Below are 25731 nucleotides of genomic sequence, written 5' to 3'. Positions count from 1 at the left end.
ACTCGACCGCCCGCACCGGCTCGACACAGGGAGAAGACGCTGAACACCGACGCGACGCAGCAGGACCAGGCCGGGGGCGTGCCGACCCGGTGGTGGACCGAGGCCGTCATCTACCAGATCTATCCGCGCTCCTTCGCCGACTCCGACGGCGACGGCATCGGCGACCTGCCCGGCATCACCGCCCGGTTGGGCCACCTCGCCGAGCTGGGCGTCGACGCGGTGTGGCTGTCGCCGTTCTACCCGTCGCCGCAGGCCGACGCCGGGTACGACGTGGCCGACTACCGCGACGTCGACCCGCTGTTCGGTCGGCTGGAGGACGCCGACAAGCTGATCGCCGACGCCCACGACCGCGGGCTGAAGGTGATCGTCGACCTGGTGCCGAACCACACCTCGTCGGCGCACGCCTGGTTCGTCGCGGCGCTCGCCGCGGCCCCCGGCAGCACGGAGCGCAACCGGTACGTCTTCCGCGACGGTCTCGGCCCGGACGGCGCCGAGCCGCCGAACGACTGGCAGAGCGTCTTCGGCGGCCCGGCCTGGACCCGGGTGCCCGACGGCCAGTGGTACCTGCACCTGTTCGACACCGGCCAGCCCGACCTGAACTGGGACAACCCCGAGGTCCGCGCGGAGTTCCTGGACGTGCTGCGGTTCTGGCTGGACCGCGGCGTGGACGGCTTCCGGGTGGACGTGGCGCACGGCCTGATCAAGCAGGCCGACCTGGCCAACTGGCAGGAGCCGCAGGAGATCCTCTCCGGCAACGAGGTGGACAAACCCCGCCCGCCGATGTGGGACCAGGAGGGCGTGCACGAGATCTACCGGGATTGGCGCCGGGTGCTCGAGGAGTACGGCGGCCAGCGGATCCTGGTCGCCGAGGCCTGGGTGGAGCCGGCCGAGCGGCTGGCCCGGTACGTCCGGCCCGACGAGATGCACCAGGCGTTCAACTTCGAGTACCTGCTCGCCTCGTGGACCGCCCCGGCCCAGTACGCGGTGGTCACCCGCTCGCTGGAGGCCACCGACGCGGTCGGCGCGCCGACCACCTGGGTGCTGTCCAACCACGACGTGGTGCGGCACGCCTCCCGGCTGGGGCTGCCGATCGGCACCCCTCGACCGAACGGCATCGGCATCGGCGACCCGCAGCCGGACGCCGCGCTCGGCCTGCGCCGGGCCCGGGCCGCCACCCTGCTGATGCTGGCGCTGCCCGGCTCCGCCTACCTCTTCCAGGGCGAGGAGCTGGGCCTGCCGGAGCACACCTCGCTGCCGGACGAGGCCCGGCAGGACCCGACCTGGGAGCGCAGCGGGCACACCGAGCGCGGCCGGGACGGCTGCCGGGTCCCCATCCCGTGGGAGGCCGACGCCCCGTCGTACGGCTTCGGCCCGACCGACGCCAGCTGGCTGCCGCAGCCGCCGCTGTGGGCCGAGTACGCCCTCGACCGCCAGCGCGGGGTGGCCGGCTCGACGTACGAGATGTACCGGACCGCGCTCGGCCTGCGCCGCGAGCACGGCCTGGGCCGGGGCACCCTGGAGTGGCTCTCCACCGGCGACGAGGTGCTGGCGTTCCGCAACGCCGGGCTGACCGTGCTGACCAACTTCGGCACAGCGGCGGTGCCGGCGCCGACGGGCGAGGTGGTGCACAGCAGCGCCCCGCTGGACGCCGACGGCCGGGTGCCGACCGACGTGACGGTCTGGGTCCGCGGCTGACCGACGACGGACACCGGGCCGGCCCTGCTGCGTCGCCGCAGGGCCGGCCCGGTCCGTCGACTGCTCTGCGACGACCCCACCGTGCCCCGGGCACGCAAAGCGGACCACCTCGCGGACTGCCTTTGGAGCTGATGTCGTAAACGAATCAGCTCGTAGCCCGTCCCGCCGGTGGCCGCCGGCGCCCCGAGCATCGTCGTCAGCTGTTGCCAAGGCGGTGTCCGAGTCGTTTACGTCATCAGGTCCAAAGGACGCGCACCAGTTGGGCCGGACTCGGCCGCGATTCCGCCGGGACCCGCCCACCCCGCGCGCCGCCGGCCGGAGGCACCACGCCAACGGGCCACCCGGCTCCCCGAGTCGACGCTCGCCACCGACCGGCCCGGGTCAGAGGCGGTCGGCGCGGGCGTGCAGCAGGTCGTGCACCGCCTCGATGTCGCCCGGTGAGGTGCGCGACGCCAACCAGTACATCAGCCCGGTCGGGATGAAGAAGAGCTGGAACGCGGCCAGCCCCACCGCGAAGTTCAGCGGCGGCGGGAAGGCCGCCCGCAACCCGTGGAAGGCCACCCCGACCAGCCCGTTCCCGGTGGCCCGGCCCACCCCGTTGACCAGGTTGCCCAGGCTGTACACGGTGCCCCGGTGCTCGGGTGGGTTGACGTCGGCGAGCAGGGCGAACCAGTTCGGCGAGTTCGCCGAGGTCAACGCCAGCGCGACGACGGCGGCGAGCAGGCTCAGCCCGACCGTCGGCTCGGTCAGCACGCTGGCCAGCACGGCCCGGATCACCGCCGCCGACCCGGCACCGTCCGGCACCGTGATCCGCACCGGGACCAGGAACAGCACCAGGTAGAACGGCACGGCCGCGAGGATGCCCACCGCCGCTACCAGCGCCCGCCCCCGCGGGGTACGCCGCTGCAGCGCGTCGCCGGCCAGCCCGCCCACGATGGACAGCACCCCGCCGAGCTGGAACAGGGTGGCGAAGACGCTGCCCACCACCACGGCGGTGGCCGGCGAGTAGCCCTGCGCCCGGGCCCGCTCGGAGAAGAGCACCGGCAGCCAGACCAGCGAGCCGAACGCCGCCTGCGCGGTGAGCCCCTGCAGGATCAGCCACAAATTGGTCCGCCGGGCCAGGATCCGGGGCAGGTCCGCGCGGCTGATCCGGTAGTCGTACTCGGCGCCGGCGTCCAGCGCCCGGGCCAGCTCCGGCTCGCTGCGCCCGCGCGGGATGTCGTACGTGAACAGGTAGGCCACCGTCGCGGCCAGCCCGACCACGCTGAGCAGCAGGAACGGCCGCCGCCAGTCGGTGGCGCCGAGGATGCCACCGGTCAGCGTGCCGGCGAGCGTGCCCACCCCCTGGGACAGCCCCCAGAAGCTCATCACCAGACCCCGGCGGCGGGGCGAGATCAGGTCGGTGACCACCGAGAAGCCCACCGACCCGACCGCGCCGAGCCCGATCGCGGCGACCAGCTGCGCGGCCAGGAACGTCGCATACCCGTCGGCCAGCGCGCTGCCGCCGGTGCCCGCCGCCCAGATCAGCGTGCCGACCATCAGCAGCGGCTTGCGGTCGGTCCGGTCGCCGACGTACGCCCAGGCCACCGCGGCCACCGCGCTGACCAGGAAGCTGACCGCGGTGACCAGGCCCAGCAACCGCTGGGACACGCCCAGCGCACCGGAGATCGGCCCGTACAGCGGTGGGACCAGGCCGATCGCCACGTTGTCCAGCGAGGCGAGCACGACGAAGACCACGACGCTGTAGAACCGGTGCGCCGCGTTCCCGCGCCGGAAGGTCCGGGTGCTGGTCATGCCGGCAGCCAATCAGGCGCCCGTGACGCGGCGGTGACCGGCCCACCCCTCGGCGGGACCGGCCGCCCGCACCACCGGCTACCGGAGTCGGTCGACGGTGTGGTCGCGGGCGGCGGCGTACCGGTCCCGGATCGCGGGGACGGGCTCCGCGGCGTACTCCTCGGTGTCGGTGACCGCCCAGTCCGGCGGCGTCGCGCCGCCCAGGGCGACCCAGGCGGCCTGGCGGGCGGCGCCGTCGGCGACGTACTCCCCCGTCGGCGGCACGACCACCGGGCGGCCGAAGACCTGCGGCGCGATCCGACGCACCGCGGCCGACCGGGCCCCACCGCCGACCAGGATCACCCGCCGCACCTCGGCCCCCTGCGCGACGAGCGCGTCCAGCCCGTCGGCGAGCGCGCAGAGCATCCCCTCCACGGCGGCCCGGGCCAGGTGCGCCGGGGTCGAGGTGCCGAGCGTCAGCCCGTGCAGCGCGCCGGTGGCCAGTGGCCGGTCCGGGGTGCGCTCCCCCTCCAGGTAGGGGACCATCACCAGCCCGTCCGCACCGGGCGGGGCGGCGAGCGCCAGCTCGGAGAGCCGGTCCAGGTCCACGCCGAGCAGCGCCGCCGCGGCGTCCAGCACCCGGGCCGCGTTCAGGGTGCAGACCAGCGGCAGGAACCGGCCGCTCGCGTCGGCGAAACCGGCGACCGCGCCACCCGGGTCGGCGGCCGGCGCGTCCGCCACCGCGAACACGGTGCCGGAGGTGCCGAGCGAGACCACCACGTCACCGGGGCCGGCGCCCACCCCCAACGCGGCCGCGGCATTGTCCCCGGCACCGGGCCCGAGCAACACGCCGCCACCGCCCGCCGGGACGCCGGGCCCGGCGTCGTCCGGCGCGGGGCCGGGTCCGGCGTCGCCAGCCCCGGTCAGCGCGCGGGGGTCGAGTGCGCCGGCCGGCTCGGCCGGGCCGAGCACGGTGGGCACCCGCGGCACCCGGCCGAACGCCCGTTCCAGCAGGTCAGGGCGGTACTGGTCGGTGTGCGGCGACCAGTAGCCGGTGCCGCTGGCGTCGCTGCGGTCGGTGCGCAGCGCGGCCAGGCCGGGCGCGCCGGCCAGCCGCCAGGTCAGCCAGTCGTGCGGCAGGCAGACCGCGGCCACCCGGGCGGCGTTCGCCGGCTCGTTGCGAGCCAGCCAGCGCAGCTTGGTCGCGGTGAAGCTGGCCACCGGCACCAGCCCGACCGCGGCCGACCAGAACCGCCGGCCGGCCTCGCCGCCGCCGGCCTCCTCGATCAGCTCGGCGGCGGCGCCCGCGGACCGGGTGTCGTTCCACAGCAGCGCCGGGCGGACCACGGCGCCCTCGTCGTCCAGGCAGACCATCCCGTGCTGCTGGCCGGCGACCGACACCGCCGCCACGTCGGCCAACCCGCCGGCCGCCTGGACCGCCGAACGCAGGGCGTCCCACCAGGCGTCCGGGTGCACCTCGGTGCCGTCCGGGTGCGGTGCCCGGCCCTGCCGGACCAGCGCGCCGGTGCGCGCGTCCCGGATCACGACCTTGCACGACTGGGTGGACGAGTCCACCCCGGCGACCAGCGGCATGGCGCCCCGCCTCAGCGCGCGCCGAGCAGGTGCTCGACGGCGAGCTGGTTGAGCCGGACGAAGCCGTAGCCCCGCTCGCCGGCCGCCTCGGGGTCGAACCGCTCGAACGCGGACTCGTCGGCGAGCAGCTCGGGGTGCCCCTCCCCCGGGTTCAGGGTGGGCGTGGCCAGCTCGCCGACCTTGCTCGCGGCTAGCGCCTCGGCCACCTCCGGGTCGGCCCGGAACGCCGCGGCCCGCTCCTTGAGCAGCAGGTACGTGGCCATGTTCGCCTCGGCCGACGCCCACACCCCGGCGATGTCCTCGGTGCGGGAGGGCTTGTAGTCGAAGTGCCGCGGCCCGTCGTACGCCGGGCCGCCGTTCGGGCCGCCGTGCTCCAGCAGGTCGACCAGGGCGAACGCGTTCATCAGGTCACCGTGGCCGAAGACCAGGTCCTGGTCGTACTTGATGCCCCGCTGGCCGTTGAGGTCGAGGTGGAACAGCTTGCCCTGCCAGAGCGCCTGGGCGATGCCGTGGGCGTAGTTGAGACCGGCCATCTGCTCGTGGCCGACCTCCGGGTTGAGGCCGACCAGCTCGGGCCGGGCCAGGGTGGAGATGAAGGCCAGCGCGTGCCCGACCGTGGGCAGCAGGATGTCGCCGCGCGGCTCGTTCGGCTTGGGCTCCAGCGCGAAGCGCAGGTCGTACCCCTGATCGACGACGTACTGGCAGAGCAGGTCCACGGCCTCCCGGTAGCGCTCCAGCGCCGCCTGGACGTCCTTGGCCAGGTCGTACTCGGAGCCCTCCCGGCCGCCCCAGATGACGAAGGTGCGCGCGCCCAGCTCTGCGGCGAGGTCGACGTTGCGCAGCACCTTGCGCAGCGCGTACCGCCGGACGTCGCGGTCGTTGCTGGTGAAGCCGCCGTCCTTGAACACCGGGTGGGTGAACAGGTTGGTGGTGACCATCGGGACGACCAGCCCGGTCTCGTCGAGGGCCTTGCGGAACCGGGTCAGCCGGGCGTCCCGGGTGGCCGCGTCCGCGCCGAAGGGGATCAGGTCGTCGTCGTGGAAGGTGATCCCGTACGCGCCGAGCTCGGCGAGCCGGTGCACCGCCTCGACCGCGTCCAGCTCGGGTCGGGTGGCGTCGCCGAACGGGTCGCGGGCCTGCCAGCCCACCGTCCAGAGACCGAAGGAGAACTTGTCGGCGGGGGTGGGACGGGGCGCCATGGCGAACCTCCGGAGGTGGTGTCGTCCGCAATTAGTTCAGTGATTGAATTAAATGGCGGTGGTATGGCAGTGTCAAGAGGTGACCGACACCCAGGCCGCCGGCGCGGTCCGGCAGGGCAGCCTGCGCGAGCTCAACCTCGCCGTGGTGCTGGGCCGGATCGCCGACGCCCAAAGGGCTCCCTCCCGGGCCGACCTCGCCGCGCAGACCGGCCTCACCCGGGCCACCGTCTCGGCCGTCGTGGACGACCTGCTCGGCGGCCGGCTGGTGACCGAGGCCGAACCGGCGCCCCGGGCCGGCGCGGGACGGCCCGCCCGGGGCCTGCTGCTCTCCCCCGACGGCCCGGCCGGGCTCGGCCTGGAGGTCAACGTCGACTACCTCGCCGCCTACGTGGTCGACCTGGCCGGCGCGGTGAGGCACCACGAGGTGGCCCGGGCCGACCTGCGCCCGGTCTCCCCCGCCGACGCGCTCGCCCGGCTGGCCGCCCTGGCCGACCGGGCCGGCGCCGCGGCGGCCCGGGACGGCCTCACCCTGGCCGGCGCCACCCTGGCGGTGCCGGGCCTGGTCGACGCCCGCGGGCTGGTCCGGCTCGCGCCCAACCTCGGCTGGCGGGACGTGGACGTGCCCGCGCTGCTGGCCGGTCGCCCGCTGCCCACCACCGCGGTCGACGGGGTGCCCGCGCTGGTGGTGGAGAACGAGGCGAACCTGGCCGCCCTCGGCGAGCTGCACGCCGGCCCCACCCGGCCGCGCAGCTTCCTGCACGTCTCGGGCGAGATCGGGGTCGGCGCCGGGATCGTGCTCGACGGGGTGCTGTTCCGGGGTGCCCGGGGCTGGAGCGGCGAGCTCGGTCACGTACCGGTGGATCCGGCCGGGCCGACCTGCCGCTGCGGCGCGCGCGGCTGCCTGGAGACGTACGCCGGGCAGGAGGCCATCCTGGCGGCGGCCGGGCTGGCCGGCGCGAACCTGCCGGCGGACACCGCGGCCCGGCGGCTGGCCGACCTGGCCGTGGCGGGCGACCCCGCGACGCTCGCCGCGCTGCGCTCCGCCGGCACCGCGCTCGGGGTGGCGGTCGCCGGCGTGGTCAACCTGCTCGATCTGGACACCGTGGTCCTCGGCGGCAGCTACGCCACCCTCGCCGACTGGCTGCGCCCGCCGGTGCTCGCGGAGCTCGCCGACCGAGTGCTCACCGCCGCCTGGTCGCCCGTGGAGGTGCGCGCCGCGGCGCTCGGCCCCGCGTCGGCCGCGGTCGGCGGCGCCGGCGCGGTGGTCCGCCGGATCATCGCCCGACCGTCCGGTTGGCTGGCCCGGGCGAGGTGACCCCCGACTTCCTCCCTGGGCGATCGTCGGTCGGCGTCGGTACGCTTTCCCCGAGGCAATGATCCCCAGCCGAGGAGTGCGCCACCAGCATGCCCACAGGTCGACAGGCCGCCACACCCGGCGACCGGCGGTGACCTCCACCCGCCGGGGCGGGCAGGCCGGCCCGGTCAGCGGCGCCGGACGGCTGTCCCGCCGCCCGGCCGTCGCGCCCGCGCTGCCCGCCGACTCACGGCTCGCCCGCGAGCTGCTGGACGGGTTGGCCGAGGCCGTGGTGACCGCCGACCACCGCGGGGTGGTGACCCTGGTCAACGCCATGGCCGGGGAGCTGCTCCCCGAGCTGACCCCGGGCACCGAGCTGTCCGGCGGGGCCGTGCCGGCGCTGTCCCGCGCGGTCGCCGAGGGCGCCGACACCTTCGACGCCGAACACCACGGCCGCCGGCTGCGGGGCGTCCGACGCCGGCTCGCCGCCGGCCGCTGCGCCTGGTACGTCCGGGACGTCACCGAGGAGCGGACCCGCACCGACGCGCTGCTGGCCGAGCGCTCCCGCACCGCCTTCCTGGCCCAGGCGGGCAGCCGGCTGGGGCTGTCCCTGCACCGCGAGCAGACGCTGCGCACGACCGCCACCCTGCCGGTGCCGTACCTTGCCGACGCCGCGCTGGTCGTGCACCTGCCGCCCCCGCCCGCCCCGGACCTGCCGCACTGGATCCGGTACGCCGACGGCGACCCCGCCCCGCTCACCGGCACCGCCTCCTGGGACCTGACCGGCGCCGTACCCGGGCTGGCGGAGGCGCTCGACGGCGACCCCACCGACCCGACGCCCTGGCTCGACGCGGAGCTCGCCGATCTGGGCGCCGTGCTGGCGGCCGACTTCGGTCGCCCCGGCACCGTGCTGGTCAGCCCGATGGTGAGCGCCGGCGGCCCGGCGGGGGCGCTGGTCCTCGTCCGGCGGGCCGAGCGGGCCGGCTTCGACCAGCGCGACATCGAGCTGGCCCGGGAGTTCGCCGCCCGGGCCGGCGCCGCCGTGGCCACCGCCGAGCTCTACGGCGAGCAGGCCCACCTGGCCCGGGTGCTCCAGCAGAGCCTGCTGCCGCCCGAGCTCCCGCCGCTGCCGGACGTCACGCTGGCCGGCGGCTACCGCGCGGCCGGCGACAGCCTGCGCATCGGCGGGGACTTCTACGAGGTCTTCCCGACCAACTCGGGTGGCCTGTTCGCCCTCGGCGACGTCTGCGGCAAGGGCGTCGGCGCGGCCGTGCTGACCGGGCGGGTCCGCCAGTCGTTGCAGACCCTCCGGCTGGTCGAGCAGCGCCCGCTGGAGCTGATCCGGCTGCTGAACCGGGCGCTGTTCGACGCGCCCGACGCCGCGCGGCGCAGCCAGTTCACCACCCTGCTGCTGGGCGCGGTGTCCCCGCACCCGGACGGCGGGGCGCACGTCCGGATCGCCGGCGGTGGCCACCCGTCCCCGCTGCTGGTCCGCCCGGACGGCGGCATCGAGCCGGTGCCGGTCGGCGGGATGCCGGTGGGGGCGTTCACCGACGCCCGCTTCGTCGAGGCGGAGCTCCGGCTCGGGCCGGGTGAGCTGCTGGTGGCGTACACCGACGGGGTGACCGAGGCGCGCGGCGGCCCGGCGGCGGCGGAGATGTTCGGCGAGGCCCGGCTGCACCGGGCGCTCGCCTCGGTGGCCGGGCTGCCGCCGAGCGCGGTGGTCGACCGGCTGCTGCAGCTGGTGGACGAGTGGCTGGACGGGCAGGGGCACGACGACATCGCGATGCTCGTGCTCTCGGCGGATCGGGCATGACCGGGGACGAGCCGCGGCCCACCGCCACCGTGCCACGGATCGACCCGGCCACCGTTCAGGCGTACCTCGGGCACCTGGACCGGGCCGACGCCGACGCCGCGATCCGGCTCGCGCTGGGCCTGCTGGACGCCGGCTGCTCGGTCGCCGACGTGCTGGTCGACCTGGTCGCGGTCGCCCAACGGGAGGTCGGGGAGCGCTGGCTGACCGGCCGCTGGAGCGTCGCCCAGGAGCACGCCGCCACGCACGTCGGCGAGCTGGTGACCGGGGCGGTGGCCGGACGGATCACCCGCCCGGCCGATCGCGGGCAGGTGGTGGTGGCCTGCGTCGAGGGTGAGTGGCACGCGCTGGCCGCCCGGATCGTCACCGAGGTGGTCCGCGCCGAGGGGTGGCGGGTGGTCTTCCTGGGCGCCAGCGTGCCCGCCCGGCACCTGGTCTCCTACCTGCACCAGACCGGGCCGGACGCGGTGCTGCTCAGTTGCGTGCAGCCCGGCCGGCTGGTCCGCGCCGGGCGGATGATCGAGGCCTGCCGGGCCGCCGGGGTGCCGGTGGTCGCCGGCGGCCCGGGCTTCGGGGTGGACGGCCGCTGGGCGCCGGCGGTCGGGGCCGCGGCCTGGGGCGCGTCCGCCCGGGACGCCGCCCGGCTGCTCGACGGCCCGCTGCACGCCGCGGCGCACACCGGCCCGCCGCCCCGGGCGGACGCCGACGAGTACGTGGCCGTGCTGCGCCGCCGGCCCGAGATCGTCCGGCTGGCGCTGCGGGACGTCGACCCGCCCGAGGACCGGGCCGAGGAGCTTGCCGGCGCGGTCGCGCACCTGGTCGACGCGCTGGCCGCGGCGATCCGGGTCGGCGACCCGAGCCTGCTGGTGGAGTACGCCGGGTGGCAGGCGGAGGTGTTCACCGCCCGTGGTGGCCGGCCGGTGCTGGACGCGGTGCTGGCCAGCTGCGCCGACGCGCTGGCCGAGCACCCGCACTCCGGCGACTACCTGCGGCTGACCCGGGCTGCCCTGGCCGACCCGCCGGGGTGAAACCGGTGCCCGGGTGGGGCGGTCAGGCCGAGCGGGCCACCGACGGGTCGTCCCGGGCGGCGCCCCGCGCCGACGGCAGCACGCCCGCCGGCCACTCCGCCCGCGGTCGCGCCGCGTCCTCCCGCCGGCGGGCCACCCGGTCGAACTCGTCGATCCCCCGCAGCAGCGCCGCGCGGCCGTCCGGGCTCATCCCGGCGAGCACGTCGGCCAGCCGCGCCTGGCGGTCCTGCCGCAGCTCGGTCAGCAACCGCCGGGCCTCGGGAGTCAGGTGCAGGGAGATCTCCCGCCGGTCCAGCCGGCCCGGCTCCCGTTCCAGCATGCCGGCGGCGACCAGCCGGTCGCAGAGCCGGCTGGCGGAGGAGAGCAGCATGTCCAGCAGGGTGGCGAGCCGGCGCAGGTTGATGCCGTCGTACCGCTCGACCACCATCACGGCACGCAGCTGGGCGCCGGAGAGCCGGCTGGTGGTGTTCTCCCGCGCCGCCTCCCAGATCGACAGCAGGGCGCTCGCCGCGGCGTCGAGCTCGGCGGCCATACTCGTCTGAGGTCCCTGGGGACCGTTCTGTTCGGCCATGGTGGGGCTGAGGATACCCGTACCACCAGGTCATCAGCCTCGTCTGAAGGAGTGACGATGAGTGCAGCGGCGGACCGCGCCCGGCGGGCCCTGATCGACGCCCCGGCCGATCAGCTGCTCGACCGGCTCGGCGCCGAGCTGGCCCGCGGCTACGCGCTCACCGACGTGGAGCTGTTTCAGGTCGACTACCGGATGTCCGAGCTGCTCCCGCTGGGCGGCGGGGAACCGCTCACCGGGCCGGGCCATCCGGCCTGGCGCTGCTTCGACCACCAGGAGCCGGTGGTGGCCGGCGGCGTCCTCTGGCTGCCGGTCGGCATGCGCGGCGAGCGGCGCGGCGTGCTGCGGGTCGGCCCGGCGCCGGCCGACCCGGCGGTGGTCGGGGAGCTGGCCGGCGTCGCCGACGCGCTCGGGCACGAACTGGACGCGGTCACCCCCGGCACCGACGTCTACCGGGCCGCCCGGCGCAGCCGGCGGCTCACCCTCGCCGCCGAGATGCAGTGGGAGATGCTGCCCGGCCGCAGCCGGATCCGGCCGTCGTTCAGTCTGGCCGGGCAGCTGGAACCGGCGTACGCGGTGCGCGGTGACAGCTTCGACTGGTCCGACGACGGGGATCGGCTGTGGTTGTCCACGATCAACGGCAACGGCGAGGGGGTGGCCGCCGCCATGCTCACCGCGCTGGCCACCCACGCGCTGCGCAACGCCCGCCGGGCCGGGCTGCCGCTGGCCGATCAGGCGGCCCTGGCCGACCAGGCGATCTACGCCGTGCACCGGGGGACCCAGCACCTGTCGGTCCTGCTGCTCGAGCTCGACCTGGCCTCGGGCGAGCTGACCGCGGTCGACGCCGGCTCCCCCCGCCTGGTGCTGCTGCGCGACGGTGAGGTCGAGGAGCAGCGGCTCGACAAGCAGTTCCCGCTCGGCATGTTCGAGGCCACCGACTACCGGGAGCAGCGGTTCGCCCTGCGCCGGGGCGACCGGCTCTTCGTGGTGAGCGACGGCGTGATCGACGCGACCGGTGGCGAGGTGCGGTACGGCGAGACCGCGCTGGACCGGTTCCTGCGCCGGACCGGCCCGATGCAGCCGCTGGACGCCGTCCGCTCACTGATCGGCGACCTGCGGGCGTTCGTGGCCGGCGACCTGATCGACGACGCGGTGGTGGTCTGCTTCGACTGGACCGGCCCGCAGCGCTGAGCGCTCCCGGCCCGCAGCGCTGAGCGGCGCCGGTCAGTACGCCCCGCGACTGCGCAGCACCGCGCCGAAGGTCTTCCACAGGATGGTCAGGTCGGCGGCGAGCGACCAGTTCTCCACGTAGTAGAGGTCGAGCCGGATGCCGTCCTCCCAGCTCAGGTCCGAGCGCCCGCTGACCTGCCAGAGGCCGGTCATGCCCGGCTTCACCAGCAGGCGGCGGGCCACGTCGCCGTCGTAGCGGGCCACCTCGGACGGCAGCGGCGGGCGGGGGCCGACCAGGCTCATCTCGCCGACCAGCACGTTGCCCAGCTGCGGCAGCTCGTCCAGCGACCAGCGGCGCAGCAGCCGGCCGACCCGGGTGACCCGCGGGTCGGCCCGCATCTTGAACATCAGGCCATCGGTCTCGTTGCTGGCGGCCAGCTCGGCGAGCAGGTCGTCGGCGTTGACCACCATGGTGCGGAACTTCAGCACCCCGAACTCGCGCCCGCCCTGCCCCACCCGTACCTGGCGGAACAGCACCGGCCCGGGGCTGTCCAGCCGGATCGCCAGCGCGACCACCGCCAGCACCGGCAGCAGCAGCGCCAGCGCGAGCGCGGCGGTCGTCCGGTCCACCAGCTCCTTGACCAGCTTGCGGGCGCCCCGGAACTCCGGCGCCTCGACGTGGATGAGCGGCAGGCCGGCCACCGGCCGGGTGTGGATCCGCGGCCCGGCCACGTCGGTCAGCGCGGGGGCGACCACCAGGTCGACCCCGGTGCCCTCCAGCTGCCAGCCCAACCGGCGCAGCCGCGCCGCGGTCAGCTCCCCGGACGCGGTGACGGCGACCGTGTCCGCGCCGATCGCGGCGGCCGCCTCGGGCACCCCGCGCAGCGAGCCGACCACCGGCACGTCGCTGAGCCGCTGCGGCACCGGGGCGATCAGCGCGTCGGGGATGCAGGCGCCGACCACCTGGTAGCCGGCGTACGGCTCCCGGCGCAGGGTGTGCACCAGCTCCAGCACGTGCGCGGTGTCGCCGACCACCAGCACCCGGCGGGACCAGCCGGCCCCCCGGCAGCGGGCCCGGTGCAGCCGCTTGCGGGCGGCGAACCGGGTCACCTCGAGGGCGACCGTGCCGACCGCGAAGGAGATGGCCAGGAAGCCGCGGGACACCCCGACGTCGGCGATGTAGCCGGCGATCGCGGTGCCGCCGGCCAGCCGGAGGCTGGCGGCGCTGACCCGGCGGTACTCGTCGGCGCCGTAGCCGAGGACCCGGTCGTCGTAGCAGCGCATCGCCTTCAGGGACACCAGCCAGATGAGCACCAGGGCCGGCGCCACGACGACGTACGGGATGCGGGAGCCGACCGGCACCGCGCCGCCGAAGCGGGCCGCGTAGCCGGCGAGGACGGCGAGGGAGAGGACCGCGGTGTCCAGCACCACCAGGGTACGCAGGTAGGCCCGCTGGTCGGCCCGGCTGAGCGCGGACGGCCGGCGCCCACCGTCGGCGGCCGGTGACCGGGACGGGGTGGACAGCGTCGCCGAGCTCACCCAGCCTCCCCACTTCGCGCGAACCGTTGCCGATCCGGCGACCCGATCCTGGGACCGGCGCCGGAGCACTCCCGACATCCTGCCAGACAATGATGGCGACCGATTGCTACCGACGTATTACCGTCAGTCGTCGACCGTTCCGACCGGCGCCCCACCGCCGTACCGGGTCGGCCGGTACGGCGGTCGGCGAGGCCGCCGCGGGTCAGCGCGGCGCGTTCGGGCGCAGCGCGATCGCGTTCAGGAAGATGTCACCGATCTTCGTCGGATCCTCGGTGACGAACGGAGCGCCGCCGGTCACGTCGGTGATCGACTTCAGCTCGGCCTTGGACACCCCGCTGCCGATGCCGATGATGATCACCTGCACCGGACGCTCCGGGTCGGCCAGCTTCCTCAGCTGGGCGAGGAGCGCGGCCTGAGAGATGCCGTTCTTGTCGTCGTTCTTGCCGTCGGTGAACAGCACCACCGAGTTGACCCGCCCCGGCTGCCAGCCGTCCTGCACCCGCTTGTACGCGTCGAGGATGGTGTCGTACAGGCCGGTGTCGCCCTCGGACGGGCGGATGCTCGCGAGGCCCTGCTCCAGCTTGCCCCGGTTGGCCGACAGTGCTCCTATCGGCACCAGCTGCCGCCAGTCCCGGGCGCCGGACAGCTCGGTGGAGAACGTCCACAGGCCGATCGACCAGGAGTCGTCGAACAGCCCCAGCCCCCGACGGGCCGCCTCGACGGTGACCTGCTCCCGGCTCGCGCCGTTGGCCGCCGGGACCTGCTCCTTCATCGAGCCGGAGACGTCGATGACGCAGAGCATCCGGCCGGACTGGGTGGCGATCGACCAGCCGGAGAGCGAACGGCTTATCGCCACCGGGTCCAGGCCACCCGCGGCGGTGCCGCCGGCCGGCGGGACGGTCGCGCCGCCACCGGCCGGGCTGGGCGCGCCCTGCGGCGCCTGGAAACCGGCGCCCCAGTTGCCGTCCGGCGCGCGCAGCGACCGCGCGGCCAGCCGGTCCCGGAAGCTCTGGGTGGTGAGCAGCTCGAAGAGCACCTTGGCCGCCGAAGCCTTGGCCGGCTCGATGCCCGGCAGCACCGCGTACGGGTAGTCCAGCGGCATCGGGGACGGCTCCAGGTAGAGCGCGGCCAGCGGGATCGGCGGCTTGGTCGCGTTGTACGCGATCACGTCCTCCTCGGACAGCGCCGCGGCGCCCAGGCCGGCGGCGATCGCCGTGGGGTCGTTGGAGCGCGGGAACCGGGCGAGCAGGTCCTGCCGCAGCGCGGAGCGGCCGGTGGCCAGCGCCCGCAGCGCCCCGGTGGTCGCCTTCTGCGCGTCCCCGCCGGCGCCGCTCGCCGCGGCGGCCAGGGAGAGCAGACCGGACAGCCCGGCCGCGTCCTGGGTCGGCTCGACGATGCCCGCGCGCAGCGGCTTGTCCGCGTTGTTCACCGCGGCCAGCATGTCGGTCCAGCTGAGCTTCCGGTCCGGCCAGCCGAGCCGGGACGCCACCGGCTCCGGCATCGCCACCACCACCGGGCTGCGGGCCACCGAGGCGCCGTTGGCCGGGGCGAACGCGGTGGCGCCGCCACTCTTGAGCCGCAGCAGCCAGGTGGAGGAGTCCGGGATCCAGACGTCCGGGGTGACGGCCGTGCCGCTGGCCTGACCGACGCCGGCCAGGATCGCGCCGTGCTTGCTGGCGACCGCCGCCGCCACGTCCACCGGCTCGGACGCCGTGACGTTCACCGCGATGCAGGTGCCACCGACCGCGGCCCCGTCGTCGACCCACTGCGCCGCGGCGGCCTGGACGGCCGGGGCGAGCTCCGGGGCCGCCGCCACGGAGAGCGCGACCTGACCGGAGCAGGACGGACCAGCGAGCTGTTGGTAACCGAACCAGCTTCCGGCGACCACGACGACCAGAGCGGTCGCCGCCGCGGCGGCTCCTGCTCCCCGGATACTCGAACGCATGCGATGGCGGCCAGACACGGTGACCATCTTGCGTATCCGGTCCGGCCGGTGCCACAACCGTTCGGACGAAAGTTACGCAGGAGAAACAGTTGACCACCATTTTCGCACGGTGAGTAGTCAGTCAGTGTCACCCGGTCCCCCGGCGTCCAGTTCTGACCGGCTCGGTCAGGTCAGCACACACGTCGGGCTGGGCACCGGCACCGGCTCCCCCACGGGCTCCGGCACCCCCGAGGACGGCTCCACCCGGAACGTCCGCACCATGTCCGCCCGCTCGTCGGCGACGTGGAGGAACCCGTCGCCGAGCACGAAGTGCCGGGGCCACTCGCCACCGGTGTCCACCTCGTGGACCAGCCGGGGCAGCTCACCGTCGAGCGCGAAGACCGAGACCGTGCCCACGCCACGGTTGCCGACGTAGAGGAACCGGCCGTCCGGGCCCACGGTGATCTCCGAGGGCTGGACGTGCCCGGCCCGGCCGCTGGCGTTCACCCGGCCCCGCTGGTGCAGTCCGCCGTCCGCGGTCAGGTCGTACGCGGTGACCGTCCCGTCCAGCTCACCGGCGACCCAGAAGCGCCGCCCGTCCGGGTGCCGGGCCAGGTGCCGCGGCCCGGTTCCCGGGGCGGTACGCACCCGGGGCGCCCGGGGCACCAGCCGGCCCGAGGCGGCGTCCACGTCGTACCGGTAGATCGAGTCGGTGCCCAGGTCGACGGCGAGCAACGGCCCGCGGCCCGGATCCGGCGACACCATGTGGGCGTGCGCCTTCTCCTGACGTTGCGGGTCCGGCCCGTGGCCCTGGTGCACCACCAGGTCGCTGCGCTCGCCGGGTGCGCCCCGCTCGTCCAGCGGGAAGACCGCCACGCTGCCGCCGCCGTAGTTGGCGACGAAGAGGTGCCGGCCGTCCGGCGCGACCGCCAGGTGGGCCGGCTCGGCGCCGCCGGTGGGTCGCACGCCCAGCGGCGCCAGCTCGCCCTCGGCGCCGACGGCGAAGGCGCTCACCAGCCCCTCGGGGAGCTCGTTGACCGCGTACAGCACCGGCAGGGTGGGGTGCCGGACGAGGAACGACGGGTTCGCGGTGACCGCGACCGTGCCGAGCGGGGTCAGCTCCCCGGAAGCGGGGTCGCGGCGGGCGGCGACGATGCCGTCGCCGCGGCCGCCGCCCTCCGCCGTGTAGCCGCCGATGTGGACCATCGTGCCGGTCACCGCGCCACCCTTCGCCGAATACTGTTCTGATCCCGTCTGAGGCTTCCCGCTGGAGGGCGCGGTTAGGCCTGTTTTCCCGGATTTCCCGCCGCCAGGCGACCACCCGCCGGGGAGCGCTCGGCCCGCCGGGAGAACGGCCGGCAGAGCGCTCGGCCCGGCTCGGGCGCCGGCCTCAGCCCACCGGGACCGGCTCGCCCCGGTGCCGGGCCACGTGCTCGACCAGCGAGATCAGCACCAGCTTCCCGGACTGCCGGTCCCGCGCGTCGCAGAGCACCACCGGCACGTCCGGGTCCAGGTCGAGGGCCTGCCGGACGGCCTCCGGGCCGAACCGGCGGGCGTCGTCGAAGCAGTTCACCCCGACCACGAAGGGCAGCCCGCGCTGCTCGAAGTAGTCGATCGAGGGGAAGCAGTCGGCCAGCCGCCGGGTGTCGGCGAGCACCACCGCGCCGAGCGCGCCGAAGGCCAGCTCGTCCCAGAGGAACCAGAACCGGTCCTGACCGGGGGTGCCGAAGAGGTAGAGCTGCAGGTCCTCGTTGATGGTGATCCGGCCGAAGTCCATGGCCACCGTGGTGGTGGTCTTCCCCTCCACCCCGGAGAGGTCGTCGGTGCCCACGCCGGCATCGGTCAGCACCTCCTCGGTCTGCAGCGGCCGGACCTCGCTGAGCGCGCTCACCAGCGTCGTCTTGCCCGCGCCGAATCCACCGGCGACGAGGATCTTGAGGGCCAGCGGCGCACGGGTGGCTACCGTCCCCCGCTCAGAGCGCACGTAGTCCACTGACCACCGCCTTGAGGATGTCGTTGTCGGGAATGCCGGCGGCCGCCGGCGGCTCCTGCACCGAGACCAGGCCCCGGGCGAGCAGGTCACCGAGCAGGACCCGGACCACGCCCAGCGCGAGGTCCAGGTCGGCGGCGAGGTCCACCACCGCGACCGGTCGCCCGGCCAGCTCGACCAGGCGCCGGTGCTCCGGCTGCAGGCCCGGCTCGCCGTACGGGTCGGCGCCGGGGGTCGCCCGCACGAAGGCGACCAGGTCGAATCCGTCCCCGACCGGGCGGACCCGGCCGCCGGTGAGGGTGTACGGCCGGACCACCGGCCCGGCGGCCGCGTCCAACCACTCGTGCCGGGTGCCCGGCGGCTCGGCCCGGGTCACTCCGGCTCCCCGGCCGCCCGGGCCGGTGCGGTCAGGCTCTCGCCCACCCGCACCACCAGCATCGCCATCTCGTACGCGACCAGGCCGATGTCCGCGTCGGCCTCGGCGACCACGGCCAGGCAGGCGCCCCGGCCGGCCGCCGTGACGAACAGGTACGCGGACTCCAGCTCCACCACGGTCTGCCGCACCCCGCCGGCCCCGAGGTGCCGGCTGGCCCCCCGGGCCAGGCTGGCGAAGCCGGACGCCAGGGCGCAGAGGTGCTCGGCGTCGTCCCGGTCCAGCTGGGCCGAGGCGCCGAGCAGCAGCCCGTCGGCGGAGAGCACCACCGCCTCCCGGGCGGCCGGCACCCGCTCCACCAGGTCGTCGAGCAACCAGCCGAGATCGGTGCGCTGCCTCGTCGTGTCCACCACTAGGCGTCCCTCTCCGTCACGGTCGCGGGGTCGGAAGCGGTGCCCGGCTCGGCGCCGGCGCTCCGCTGGGCGGCGGCCCGCTCCGGTGCGCCCGGGTCGGGGGCGGAAGGCCCGCCGGCCACCGGCTCGCCGGCCGGGGGTGCCGGGCGCGGCTCGTCGGCGGGCGGCGGCTCCACCCGGCCGGTGCCGGCCGGGGCGTCGGCCGGAGGCAGCGCGCTCACGGTCGCGCCCTCCCGCCGGCCGCGGGCGGTGCCGGCCTGCAGCGCGGACATCTGCCGGCGTACCTCCTCGGGCGAGCGGGCGGCCGGGGGGCCGGCGGCGACCTGCGGCCGGGGCCGGCCGGGCGTGCCGCGCCGACGGACCCGGCGGGGCAGGCCGTCGCCGTCCGGGTCCGCCTCCACGGCCGAGGACCGGGCCGGCGCGAACGGCAGGACGCCCTGGTCGGGCCGGTTGGCCGGCCGGGTGGCGCGGGCCCGGGGCGCGGCGGGCAGCCGGGTGACCCCGGCAACGGCCGGCTCGGTGACCGGCGGGCCGGCCGGCGGCTCCGCGGTGACCAGCTCGGCCGGCACCCGCACCTCGGCGGTCGTTCCGCCGCCGTCGCCGGCGCGCAGGGTCACCCCGACGCCGTGCCGGGCGGCGAGCCGGGCGACCACGAAAAGGCCGAGCCGGGCACTGTCCGCCGGGTCGAACTCCGGGGGCGTGGCCAGCCGCGCGTTGGCCGCCTCGAGCACCCGCGGCGACATGCCCAGGCCGTGGTCGACGATCCGCAGCAGGTACCCCTGCGGCCCGGACTCCCCGGTCACCTCCACCCGGGTGCGCGGCGGGGAGAAGGCGGCGGCGTTCTCCAGCAGCTCGGCGAGGAGGTGGATGACGTCCGCGACGGCCCGGCCGAGGACACCGGCCGGCACGACCGCGCCCACGTCCACCCGCTCGTACGCCTCCACCTCGGAGACCGCGCCGCGCACCACGTCCAGCATCGCCACCGGCCGGCGCCAACCCCGGCCGGGCGCCGCGCCGGCCAGGATCACCAGGTCCTCGGCGTGCCGCCGCAGCCGGGTGGCCAGGTGGTCGACCCGGAACAGCTCGGCCAGCTCGTCCGGGTCCTCGGTGCGGCGCTCCATCCGGTCCAGCACGGCCAGCTGCCGGTGGACCAGGCCCTGGCTGCGCCGGGCCAGGTTGAGGAACACCTCGTTGAGGCCGCGCCGGAGGGTGACCTCGTCGACCGCCGCCTGCACGGCGGTCTTGCGGACCTCGTTGAAGGCGTGCCCGACCTCGCCGATCTCGTCGCCGCCGTGGTCCAGCGGCGGGGCCTCCCGGGCGACGTCGACCTGCTCGCCCCGGCGCAGCCGGGCCACCACGTCGGGCAGTCGGTGCTCGGCCATCTCGAGCGCCGAGGTGCGGACGGCGGAGAGCCGACGGGCCAGCGTCCGGCCTACCCGCACCGCGACCAGGACCGAGACGACCACCGCCGCCAGGCCCAGCACGCCGGCGACGCCCAGCCGGACCAGGATGCCGACCGCCACCGGCACCGACCGGCCGGCCAGCCCGTCGGCCTCGGACAGCTCGAAGTCGCGCAGCCGCTGCTGCACGGCCTCGTGACTGGCCTGCCAGGCGCGGGCGTCGACCGGCGGACGGGCGGACGGCGCGGCCCGCAGCAGCGACTCCTGCATGCCACGCAGCCGGACGAAGTCCTCCCCCTCGGTCAGCCGCTGGTAGGCGGTGCGGTCGCGGGCGGGCAGGTCGGCCACGGCCAGCTCGGCCACCAGGCGTTCGTTGCCGATGGTCTGCACCAGCCGCTGGTACTCGCCGTCGCCGTACCGACCGTCGGCGAGCGCCCCGGCCAGCAGCGCGTCGGTCTGGCCGAGCAGCTCCCGGGCCCGGCCGAGCGCGGTGAGCGCGAGCGCCTCCCGGTTGAGCTGCTGGTCGGGCAGGGTGGCCGCCGCCGAGAAGGTCTGGAAGGCGGCGGAGATCATGCCACTGTAGAGACCGATCGCGCCGACCCGGTCGACCTGCCGGCGGTCGATGAAGCCGCGGCCGGCCGGCAGCGCGTCGAGGGCCGCGGTCAGCGCGTCGAGCCGCCCGGTCAGCCGGTCGTCGGCGGCGTCCCGCAGCCGTTCGCCGCCGACCAGGCGGCGCAGCTCGGCGACCGCCCGGTCGGTGCGGGCGCGCTGCGCGGCCAGGTCGGGCAGCGCCTGCCGGACGGACAGCTGCACGACCGACACCCGCCGCTCCCGCTGGAGCTCGGCCACCACCTGCTCGCCGGGCCGGCCGAGGTCGTAGAGGAGGGTACGCGTCGACAGCAGGTCGAGCGCCGGGCCGAAGGTCAACGTGGTGGCGAAGATCCACAGGGCCAGCAGGGCGGCCACCGGGGTGACGACCAGGGCGGTCAGCTTGGCCCGGATCGGCCAGTCGCGGGTATCCATGAGTCCTCGCCCGGAAGGGGTGTCAGCGGGGGCGCCGGCACCGGCCGGGCTGCGTCCGGGCGACGGCGCCCGGGCACCGGCGCGGGCACCTCGGGCAGGATACGTAATCCCCGCCCGGAGCACTATCCGTTCCGGCACCCGGCACTGTGGACCGGGCGTCGATCTCCGGCGCCGTCCTGGCCGCCCCGGTCCGCTCGCCCGGCGGGGGGTGGGAAGGCTGCCCGCGTACCGGCGGAGGAGCAGGCGGGCGGCGGCCCGCGGCGGCCCGCGGCCCGGTGGCCGGCGGTGGCCGGGCGGGGCCCGGGGCCCGGCGGGGTGCGGGCGGCTTTCTGGAACGGATCAGGTCTACCGCCCGACGGCCGGCGGAACCAGCGGGCCGGGCCAGCGGTATCGGTCAGGAAAGTGGCCGCGATCGGGATTGGCGATCACCGACCGGAGGGAATACCGGTGGCGAAGGAGGAGCCATGTCGCCCACGCAGGTAGTCATTCTGGTTCTCGTCGTACTCGTGCTGGCCGCGGCGATCGCCGCGGCCGTGGTGGCCGGCCGGCGCCGGTCGCTCCGGCAACGCTTCGGCCCGGAGTACGACCGGGTCGTCGCCGAGCAGGACAGCCGCTCGGCCGCCGAGCGTGAGCTGCGCGACCGGGAACGCCGGCACGCCGAGCTCGAACTCACCCCCCTCGCCCCGGAGGCCCGGGCCCGGTACGCCGCGGCCTGGGAGGAGCTCCAGGTGCGTTTCGTCGACTCTCCCGCCGAGACGGTCGGCGACGCGGACGAACTGGTCAGCCGGCTGATCGCCGAGCGGGGCTACCCGACCGGTGACTTCTCCGACCAGATCGCCCATCTCTCCGTCGAGCACGCCCGCACGCTGACCCACTACCGCGACGCGCACGAGATCCGGGTGCGCAACGAGCGGGGCGAGGCCAGCACCGAGGAGCTCCGCCAGGCCGTCGTCCACTACCGGGCCCTCTTCGCCGACCTGCTCGGCGAGGAGCCGGTCGGAAGCCGCCCGCCGGAGCCGCGCCACCCGGACACCCCCCACGACGCCACCAGCCGCTGAGGAGACAGCCGTGCGCCACGAAGACCAGCAGGTCGACACCGACCACCCCGAGGTCGTCCGCTCCACGCCGGTGGCGGTACCCCCGCCGACCGACCGGGACGACGCCGACCACCCCGACCACACCGACCGACCCGACGCCGACCCGGACGGCCGGGCCGACCTGCCCGAGGGCGCGCTCGACGACCGGGGCGCCTTCGCCGACCCGGTGGTGACCGACCGCGAGGGCGACCTCGACGACACCCGCCCGTTCGACGCCGACGACGCCGACCGGGACGGGGTCGACGACCGCGCCGGGCACCACCACGACGGGGTGGCCGGCGCGGCCGACCTCGACCGGGACGGCGTGGCCGACCGGGACGAGGCTGCCGACCGGGACCTGGCGGCCGACCCGGACGGGGACGGCCGGACCGAGTTCCACGAGCCGGCCCCGCTGCCGACCGCGTTCGGGGCGACCTCGGTGGGCGACGCGGTCGCCGCGTCGGCGCTGGCCGGCGGGCGGCCGGAGGACGAGCGGGACGCCCGCGGCGAGGACACCGCGCTGCCCGGCGACGGCGCGCCGGGGCGGACCGAGCCGTTCGACGACGAGCGGGCCGACCCGACGGCGGCGGACCGGATCCACGACCGGGACCGGTGGACGGCCGAGGGCCACTCGCCCGAGGACGACGTCGACGGCGTGGCGCCCGGGGCGCTGCGGGGCGACGACGACGCTCCGGCGGCCGGCGCGGCCGGCTACGGCAGCGCCACGCCGGCCATGGTCGACCCGGACGCCGAGGCCCCGGAGGGCGGCACGTCCGCCGCCGCGGCGGGCGTCGGCGCGACCGGCGTGGCGGCCGGGGTGGCGGCGGCGGCTCGGCCGACCGGCGCGGCGGTGCCCCGGGACGCGGCGACCCTCTTCGAGGACGACGCGGCGCAGGCCTTCCGGGACCGCTGGCGCGACGTGCAGCTGCACTTCGTGGACGACCCCCGGGCCGCCGTGGGCGAGGCCCAGTCGCTGGTCGAGGAGGCCATCTCGGCGCTCTCCGAGGCGCTGGCCGCGCAGAAGGAGAAGCTGGGCGGCTGGCAGGGCGCCGGCGAGGCGGACACCGAGCAGCTGCGGGTCGCCGTCCGGCAGTACCGGGACTTCCTGGACCGGGTGCTGGGTCGCTGAGACATCGACGGGACGCCCCGGCCGCACCGCGCGGCCGGGGCGTTTCCGTGCGTCCGGAACCCGACCGGACGGACGGGCATGAAAGCCCGCTTCCGGGGGAATAACGCGCCGCACGTACGCGCGACGAGGGGTGGACGGGTATGGACGGCGGCGGCCTTCGGCTCAACATGAACGCGCTGGACTACGGGATCCTCGCGCTCTACTTCCTGACCGTGCTGGGGGTCGGCTTCGCCGCCCGCCGGGCGATCCGCACCAGCGTCGACTTCTTCCTGTCCGGGCGGTCGCTGCCCGCCTGGGTGACCGGCCTGGCGTTCGTCTCGGCCAACCTCGGCGCGCTGGAGATCATCGGCATGGCCGCCAACGGCGCCCAGTACGGCGTCATGACGGTCCACTACTACTGGATCGGCGCCGTGCCGGCGATGGTCTTCCTCGGCATCGTGATGATGCCCTTCTACTACGGCTCCCGGGTGCGCAGCGTCCCGGAGTACCTGCGGCTGCGCTTCAACCGCCCGACCCACCTGTTCAACGCGATCAGCTTCGCCGTCGCCCAGGTGCTGATCGCCGGCGTCAACCTCTACGCGCTGGCGCTGATCATGCAGGCGCTGCTGGGCTGGCCGCTCTGGCTGGCGATCGTGGTCGGCGCGGCCATCGTGCTGGCGTACATCACCATCGGCGGCCTGTCCGGCGCGATCTACAACGAGGTGCTGCAGTTCTTCGTGATCATCGCCGGCCTGGTCCCGATCACCGTGATCGGCCTGGTCAAGGTGGGCGGCTGGTCCGGCCTGATGGACGCGGTGCGGGACACCAAGCTCGGCGAGGCCGGCCTGCACGCCTGGCAGGGCACCGGCAGCACCGACAACCCGCTCGGCGCGCAATGGTTCGGCATCGTCTTCGGCCTCGGCTTCGTGCTCTCCTTCGGCTACTGGACGACGAACTTCGCCGAGGTGCAGCGGGCGCTGTCGGCGAAGAACATGAGCGCCGCCCGCCGGACGCCGATCATCGCCGCGTACCCGAAGCTGGTCATCCCGGTGGTGACCGTGATCCCCGGCCTGATCGCCCTGGTCACGGTGAAGGGGCTGGGCGCCGAGGACGGCGACCTGGTCTACAACAACGCGATCCCGCTGCTGATGCGCGACCTGCTGCCCAACGGGGTGCTCGGCATCGCGGTGACCGGCCTGGTCGCCTCGTTCATGGCCGGCATGGCCGCCAACGTCAGCGGCTTCAACACCGTCTTCACGTACGACATCTGGCAGGCGTACGTCCGCAGGGAGCGCCCCGACGACTACTACCTGCGGATCGGCCGGCTCGCCACGGTCGGCGGCGTGGTGATCGGCATCGGCACCGCGTTCATCGCGGCCGGGTTCAGCAACATCATGAACTACATCCAGGCGCTCTTCTCGCTGTTCAACGCCCCGCTCTTCGCCACCTTCATCATCGGCATGTTCTGGAAGCGGATGAGCCCGCTGGCCGGCTTCTGGTCGCTGGCGAGCGGCACGCTGGCCGCTGTGCTGACCTACGTGGGTTACAAGTTCTTCGGGTGGTTCGACTTCAACTCCGACCTGGAGGAGAGCTTCTGGGGCGCCGGCATCGCGTTCGTCACGGTCGCCGTGGTGGCCGCGATCGTCACCCCGCTGACCCGGCCCAAGCGCAACGAGCAGCTGGAGGGGCTGGTCTACGGCATGGGCGGGGTCGACCTGAAGGGCGACGTGCTCGCCGGCGACCAGGTCTGGTGGCGCTCGCCGGTGCTGCTCGGCGCGATCGCGGTGGTGCTGGCCGTGCTCTTCTACATCCCGGTCTTCTGAGCCCGGCCCGTCACGAGAGGAAGGCTGACGCATGGACCACGAGAACGAGCGGGCGCACGACCCGGCGGTGGAGGAGACCGAGAGCGAGCGGAAGCGGTCCGCCGCGGCCAGGCTGTTCGACATCCGCCGGGTGATCGGTGGGCTGTTCGTGGCGTACGGAGTGATCGTCGGGCTGGCCGGGCTGTTCGACTCGTCGGCGCAGATCGACAAGGCGCAGGGGGTGCGGATCAACCTCTGGGCCGGCCTGGTGATGCTCGCCTTCGGTCTGCTCATGCTGCTCTGGCAGTGGCTGCGCCCGGTCGAGCCGCCGACCACCGAGGAGGCCCGGGAGGTCTGAGGCTCCGCCGGCATGGCCCTGCCCGGACGGGGTACGCGAGACGAGGGAACGCGTCTGGGACAGGAGGAGCACCATGACGGATCGTGACCCGAACCGCCCGCTGGAGGAGACCCCGGAGGTGGCCGCCGCGGTGGACGACGAGAGCACCGTGCCGCAGCTGGCCGGCGGCGGCGGCCCCGACCGGGACAACCCTGCCTTCGCCGAGCCGGACGGCTCTCCGGACGGCGTCGGGTCGACCGACGACCTGCTCGGTGACCCGTACGCGGCCGGCACCGGGGCCACCGGCACGGGCACCGGGGCCGGCGGGGACAACATCCGCACCGGGGCGGAGCAGCCCTGGGAGCCGGAGGACCTGGTGATGGCCCGCGGTCAGGACCTGACCCCGGAGAACCTCGAACGCGCCCGCCGCGACCTGGCCGAGCAGGGCCGGGCGGCGGTGGAGAAGACGGTCCCCTGACCCGCCGGTACGGCCGGCTGACGCCGCCGCGGCCGGTCGTCGGCGGCGACGGGTGGGGCCCCCCGGGCCCCCCCGGGGCCGGGGGGGGGGGGGGGCCCCGGGGGCCCCCCCCCCCCGCGCGGCCCCCCCCCCCCC

General features: G+C 75.7%; 21 protein-coding genes. 10 read left to right on the top strand and 11 right to left on the bottom strand.

What is annotated here, in order from left to right; all coding sequences use genetic code 11:
* Positions 1–39 precede the first annotated feature (39 nt).
* Entirely contained in the window at positions 40–1695 is a 1656-nt protein-coding gene (locus ACFY3U_RS20715; protein ID WP_387204241.1) for an alpha-amylase family glycosyl hydrolase, read from the top strand.
* A gap of 381 nt (positions 1696–2076) precedes the next feature.
* Here ACFY3U_RS20715 and ACFY3U_RS20710 read toward each other — a convergent pair whose 3' ends face one another.
* From ACFY3U_RS20710 to xylA, 3 genes are all read right to left on the bottom strand, one after another.
* Positions 2077–3489: an MFS transporter gene (locus tag ACFY3U_RS20710; RefSeq protein ID WP_387203948.1), complete on the bottom strand. Its 1413-nt coding sequence runs from the start codon at positions 3487–3489 to the stop codon at positions 2077–2079.
* A gap of 78 nt (positions 3490–3567) precedes the next feature.
* On the bottom strand, positions 3568–5061 hold the full coding sequence (gene xylB / locus ACFY3U_RS20705; RefSeq protein ID WP_387203945.1) for a xylulokinase: 1494 nt from the start codon (positions 5059–5061) through the stop codon (positions 3568–3570).
* 11 nt (positions 5062–5072) lie between these two features.
* Positions 5073–6260, bottom strand: a complete 1188-nt coding sequence (xylA, locus tag ACFY3U_RS20700) for a xylose isomerase (RefSeq protein WP_387203942.1) — start codon at positions 6258–6260, stop codon at positions 5073–5075.
* Between the two features lie 52 nt (positions 6261–6312).
* On the opposite strand from xylA, the gene ACFY3U_RS20695 reads away from it, so the two are divergent.
* The 3 genes from ACFY3U_RS20695 to ACFY3U_RS20685 all read left to right on the top strand — a co-directional run bounded on the left by ACFY3U_RS20695 (position 6313) and on the right by ACFY3U_RS20685 (position 10395).
* Positions 6313–7575 (top strand): ROK family protein, encoded by a 1263-nt coding sequence (locus tag ACFY3U_RS20695; RefSeq protein WP_387203939.1) that lies wholly within the window; start codon positions 6313–6315, stop codon positions 7573–7575.
* Positions 7576–7705: 130 nt separating this feature from the next.
* Complete coding sequence (locus ACFY3U_RS20690) at positions 7706–9370, top strand: PP2C family protein-serine/threonine phosphatase (protein WP_387203937.1); 1665 nt, start codon at positions 7706–7708, stop codon at positions 9368–9370.
* Positions 9367–10395, top strand: a complete 1029-nt coding sequence (locus ACFY3U_RS20685) for a B12-binding domain-containing protein (protein WP_387203934.1) — start codon at positions 9367–9369, stop codon at positions 10393–10395. The genes ACFY3U_RS20690 and ACFY3U_RS20685 overlap by 4 nt, the downstream gene beginning before the upstream one ends.
* 22 nt (positions 10396–10417) lie before the next feature.
* Here ACFY3U_RS20685 and ACFY3U_RS20680 read toward each other — a convergent pair whose 3' ends face one another.
* Entirely contained in the window at positions 10418–10927 is a 510-nt protein-coding gene (locus tag ACFY3U_RS20680) for a MarR family winged helix-turn-helix transcriptional regulator (protein ID WP_387203931.1), read from the bottom strand.
* A gap of 96 nt (positions 10928–11023) precedes the next feature.
* On the opposite strand from ACFY3U_RS20680, the gene ACFY3U_RS20675 reads away from it, so the two are divergent.
* Positions 11024–12154 (top strand): PP2C family protein-serine/threonine phosphatase, encoded by a 1131-nt coding sequence (locus ACFY3U_RS20675; RefSeq protein WP_387203928.1) that lies wholly within the window; start codon positions 11024–11026, stop codon positions 12152–12154.
* A gap of 33 nt (positions 12155–12187) precedes the next feature.
* Here the strand turns inward: ACFY3U_RS20675 and ACFY3U_RS20670 are convergent, their stop codons facing one another.
* From ACFY3U_RS20670 to ACFY3U_RS20640, 7 genes are all read right to left on the bottom strand, one after another.
* Positions 12188–13672 carry a sugar transferase gene (locus ACFY3U_RS20670; RefSeq protein ID WP_387203926.1) on the bottom strand — a complete coding sequence of 495 codons (1485 nt, stop codon included), beginning with the start codon at positions 13670–13672 and terminating at the stop codon, positions 12188–12190.
* 202 nt (positions 13673–13874) lie between these two features.
* Positions 13875–15617, bottom strand: a complete 1743-nt coding sequence (locus tag ACFY3U_RS20665) for a VWA domain-containing protein (RefSeq protein WP_387203923.1) — start codon at positions 15615–15617, stop codon at positions 13875–13877.
* 165 nt (positions 15618–15782) lie between these two features.
* A complete protein-coding gene (locus ACFY3U_RS20660) occupies positions 15783–16802 on the bottom strand; it encodes a lactonase family protein (RefSeq protein WP_387204238.1) in 1020 nt (339 codons plus the stop codon).
* Positions 16803–16986: 184 nt separating this feature from the next.
* A complete protein-coding gene (locus ACFY3U_RS20655) occupies positions 16987–17589 on the bottom strand; it encodes an ATP/GTP-binding protein (RefSeq protein ID WP_387203920.1) in 603 nt (200 codons plus the stop codon).
* Entirely contained in the window at positions 17570–17962 is a 393-nt protein-coding gene (locus ACFY3U_RS20650) for a DUF742 domain-containing protein (protein ID WP_387203917.1), read from the bottom strand. The genes ACFY3U_RS20655 and ACFY3U_RS20650 overlap by 20 nt, the downstream gene beginning before the upstream one ends.
* Positions 17959–18372: a roadblock/LC7 domain-containing protein gene (locus tag ACFY3U_RS20645; protein WP_387203914.1), complete on the bottom strand. Its 414-nt coding sequence runs from the start codon at positions 18370–18372 to the stop codon at positions 17959–17961. Before ACFY3U_RS20645 ends, ACFY3U_RS20650 begins: the two co-directional genes overlap by 4 nt.
* Positions 18372–20795 carry a nitrate- and nitrite sensing domain-containing protein gene (locus tag ACFY3U_RS20640; RefSeq protein ID WP_387203911.1) on the bottom strand — a complete coding sequence of 808 codons (2424 nt, stop codon included), beginning with the start codon at positions 20793–20795 and terminating at the stop codon, positions 18372–18374. Before ACFY3U_RS20640 ends, ACFY3U_RS20645 begins: the two co-directional genes overlap by 1 nt.
* A gap of 464 nt (positions 20796–21259) precedes the next feature.
* On the opposite strand from ACFY3U_RS20640, the gene ACFY3U_RS20635 reads away from it, so the two are divergent.
* The 5 genes from ACFY3U_RS20635 (at position 21260) to ACFY3U_RS20615 (ending at position 25596) form a co-directional block, all read left to right on the top strand.
* The gene (locus tag ACFY3U_RS20635; RefSeq protein ID WP_387203908.1) at positions 21260–21853 is read left to right on the top strand and encodes a hypothetical protein; all 594 of its coding nucleotides are present in this window, start codon (positions 21260–21262) and stop codon (positions 21851–21853) included.
* A gap of 10 nt (positions 21854–21863) precedes the next feature.
* Positions 21864–23000, top strand: coding sequence for a hypothetical protein (locus ACFY3U_RS20630; RefSeq protein WP_387203906.1), 1137 nt, complete (start codon positions 21864–21866; stop codon positions 22998–23000).
* Between the two features lie 140 nt (positions 23001–23140).
* Positions 23141–24802 (top strand): sodium:solute symporter family protein, encoded by a 1662-nt coding sequence (locus ACFY3U_RS20625; protein WP_387203903.1) that lies wholly within the window; start codon positions 23141–23143, stop codon positions 24800–24802.
* A gap of 31 nt (positions 24803–24833) precedes the next feature.
* Positions 24834–25139, top strand: coding sequence for a hypothetical protein (locus ACFY3U_RS20620; RefSeq protein WP_387203900.1), 306 nt, complete (start codon positions 24834–24836; stop codon positions 25137–25139).
* 73 nt (positions 25140–25212) lie between these two features.
* Entirely contained in the window at positions 25213–25596 is a 384-nt protein-coding gene (locus ACFY3U_RS20615; RefSeq protein ID WP_387203897.1) for a hypothetical protein, read from the top strand.
* The last annotated feature ends 135 nt before the right edge of the window (positions 25597–25731 follow it).

Source organism: Micromonospora sp. NPDC000089 (genome assembly GCF_042899365.1).
Lineage (GTDB): Bacteria > Actinomycetota > Actinomycetes > Mycobacteriales > Micromonosporaceae > Micromonospora.
Note: the sequence above shows the minus strand (reverse complement) of the source record. Positions and strands in the feature narration are given on the sequence as shown.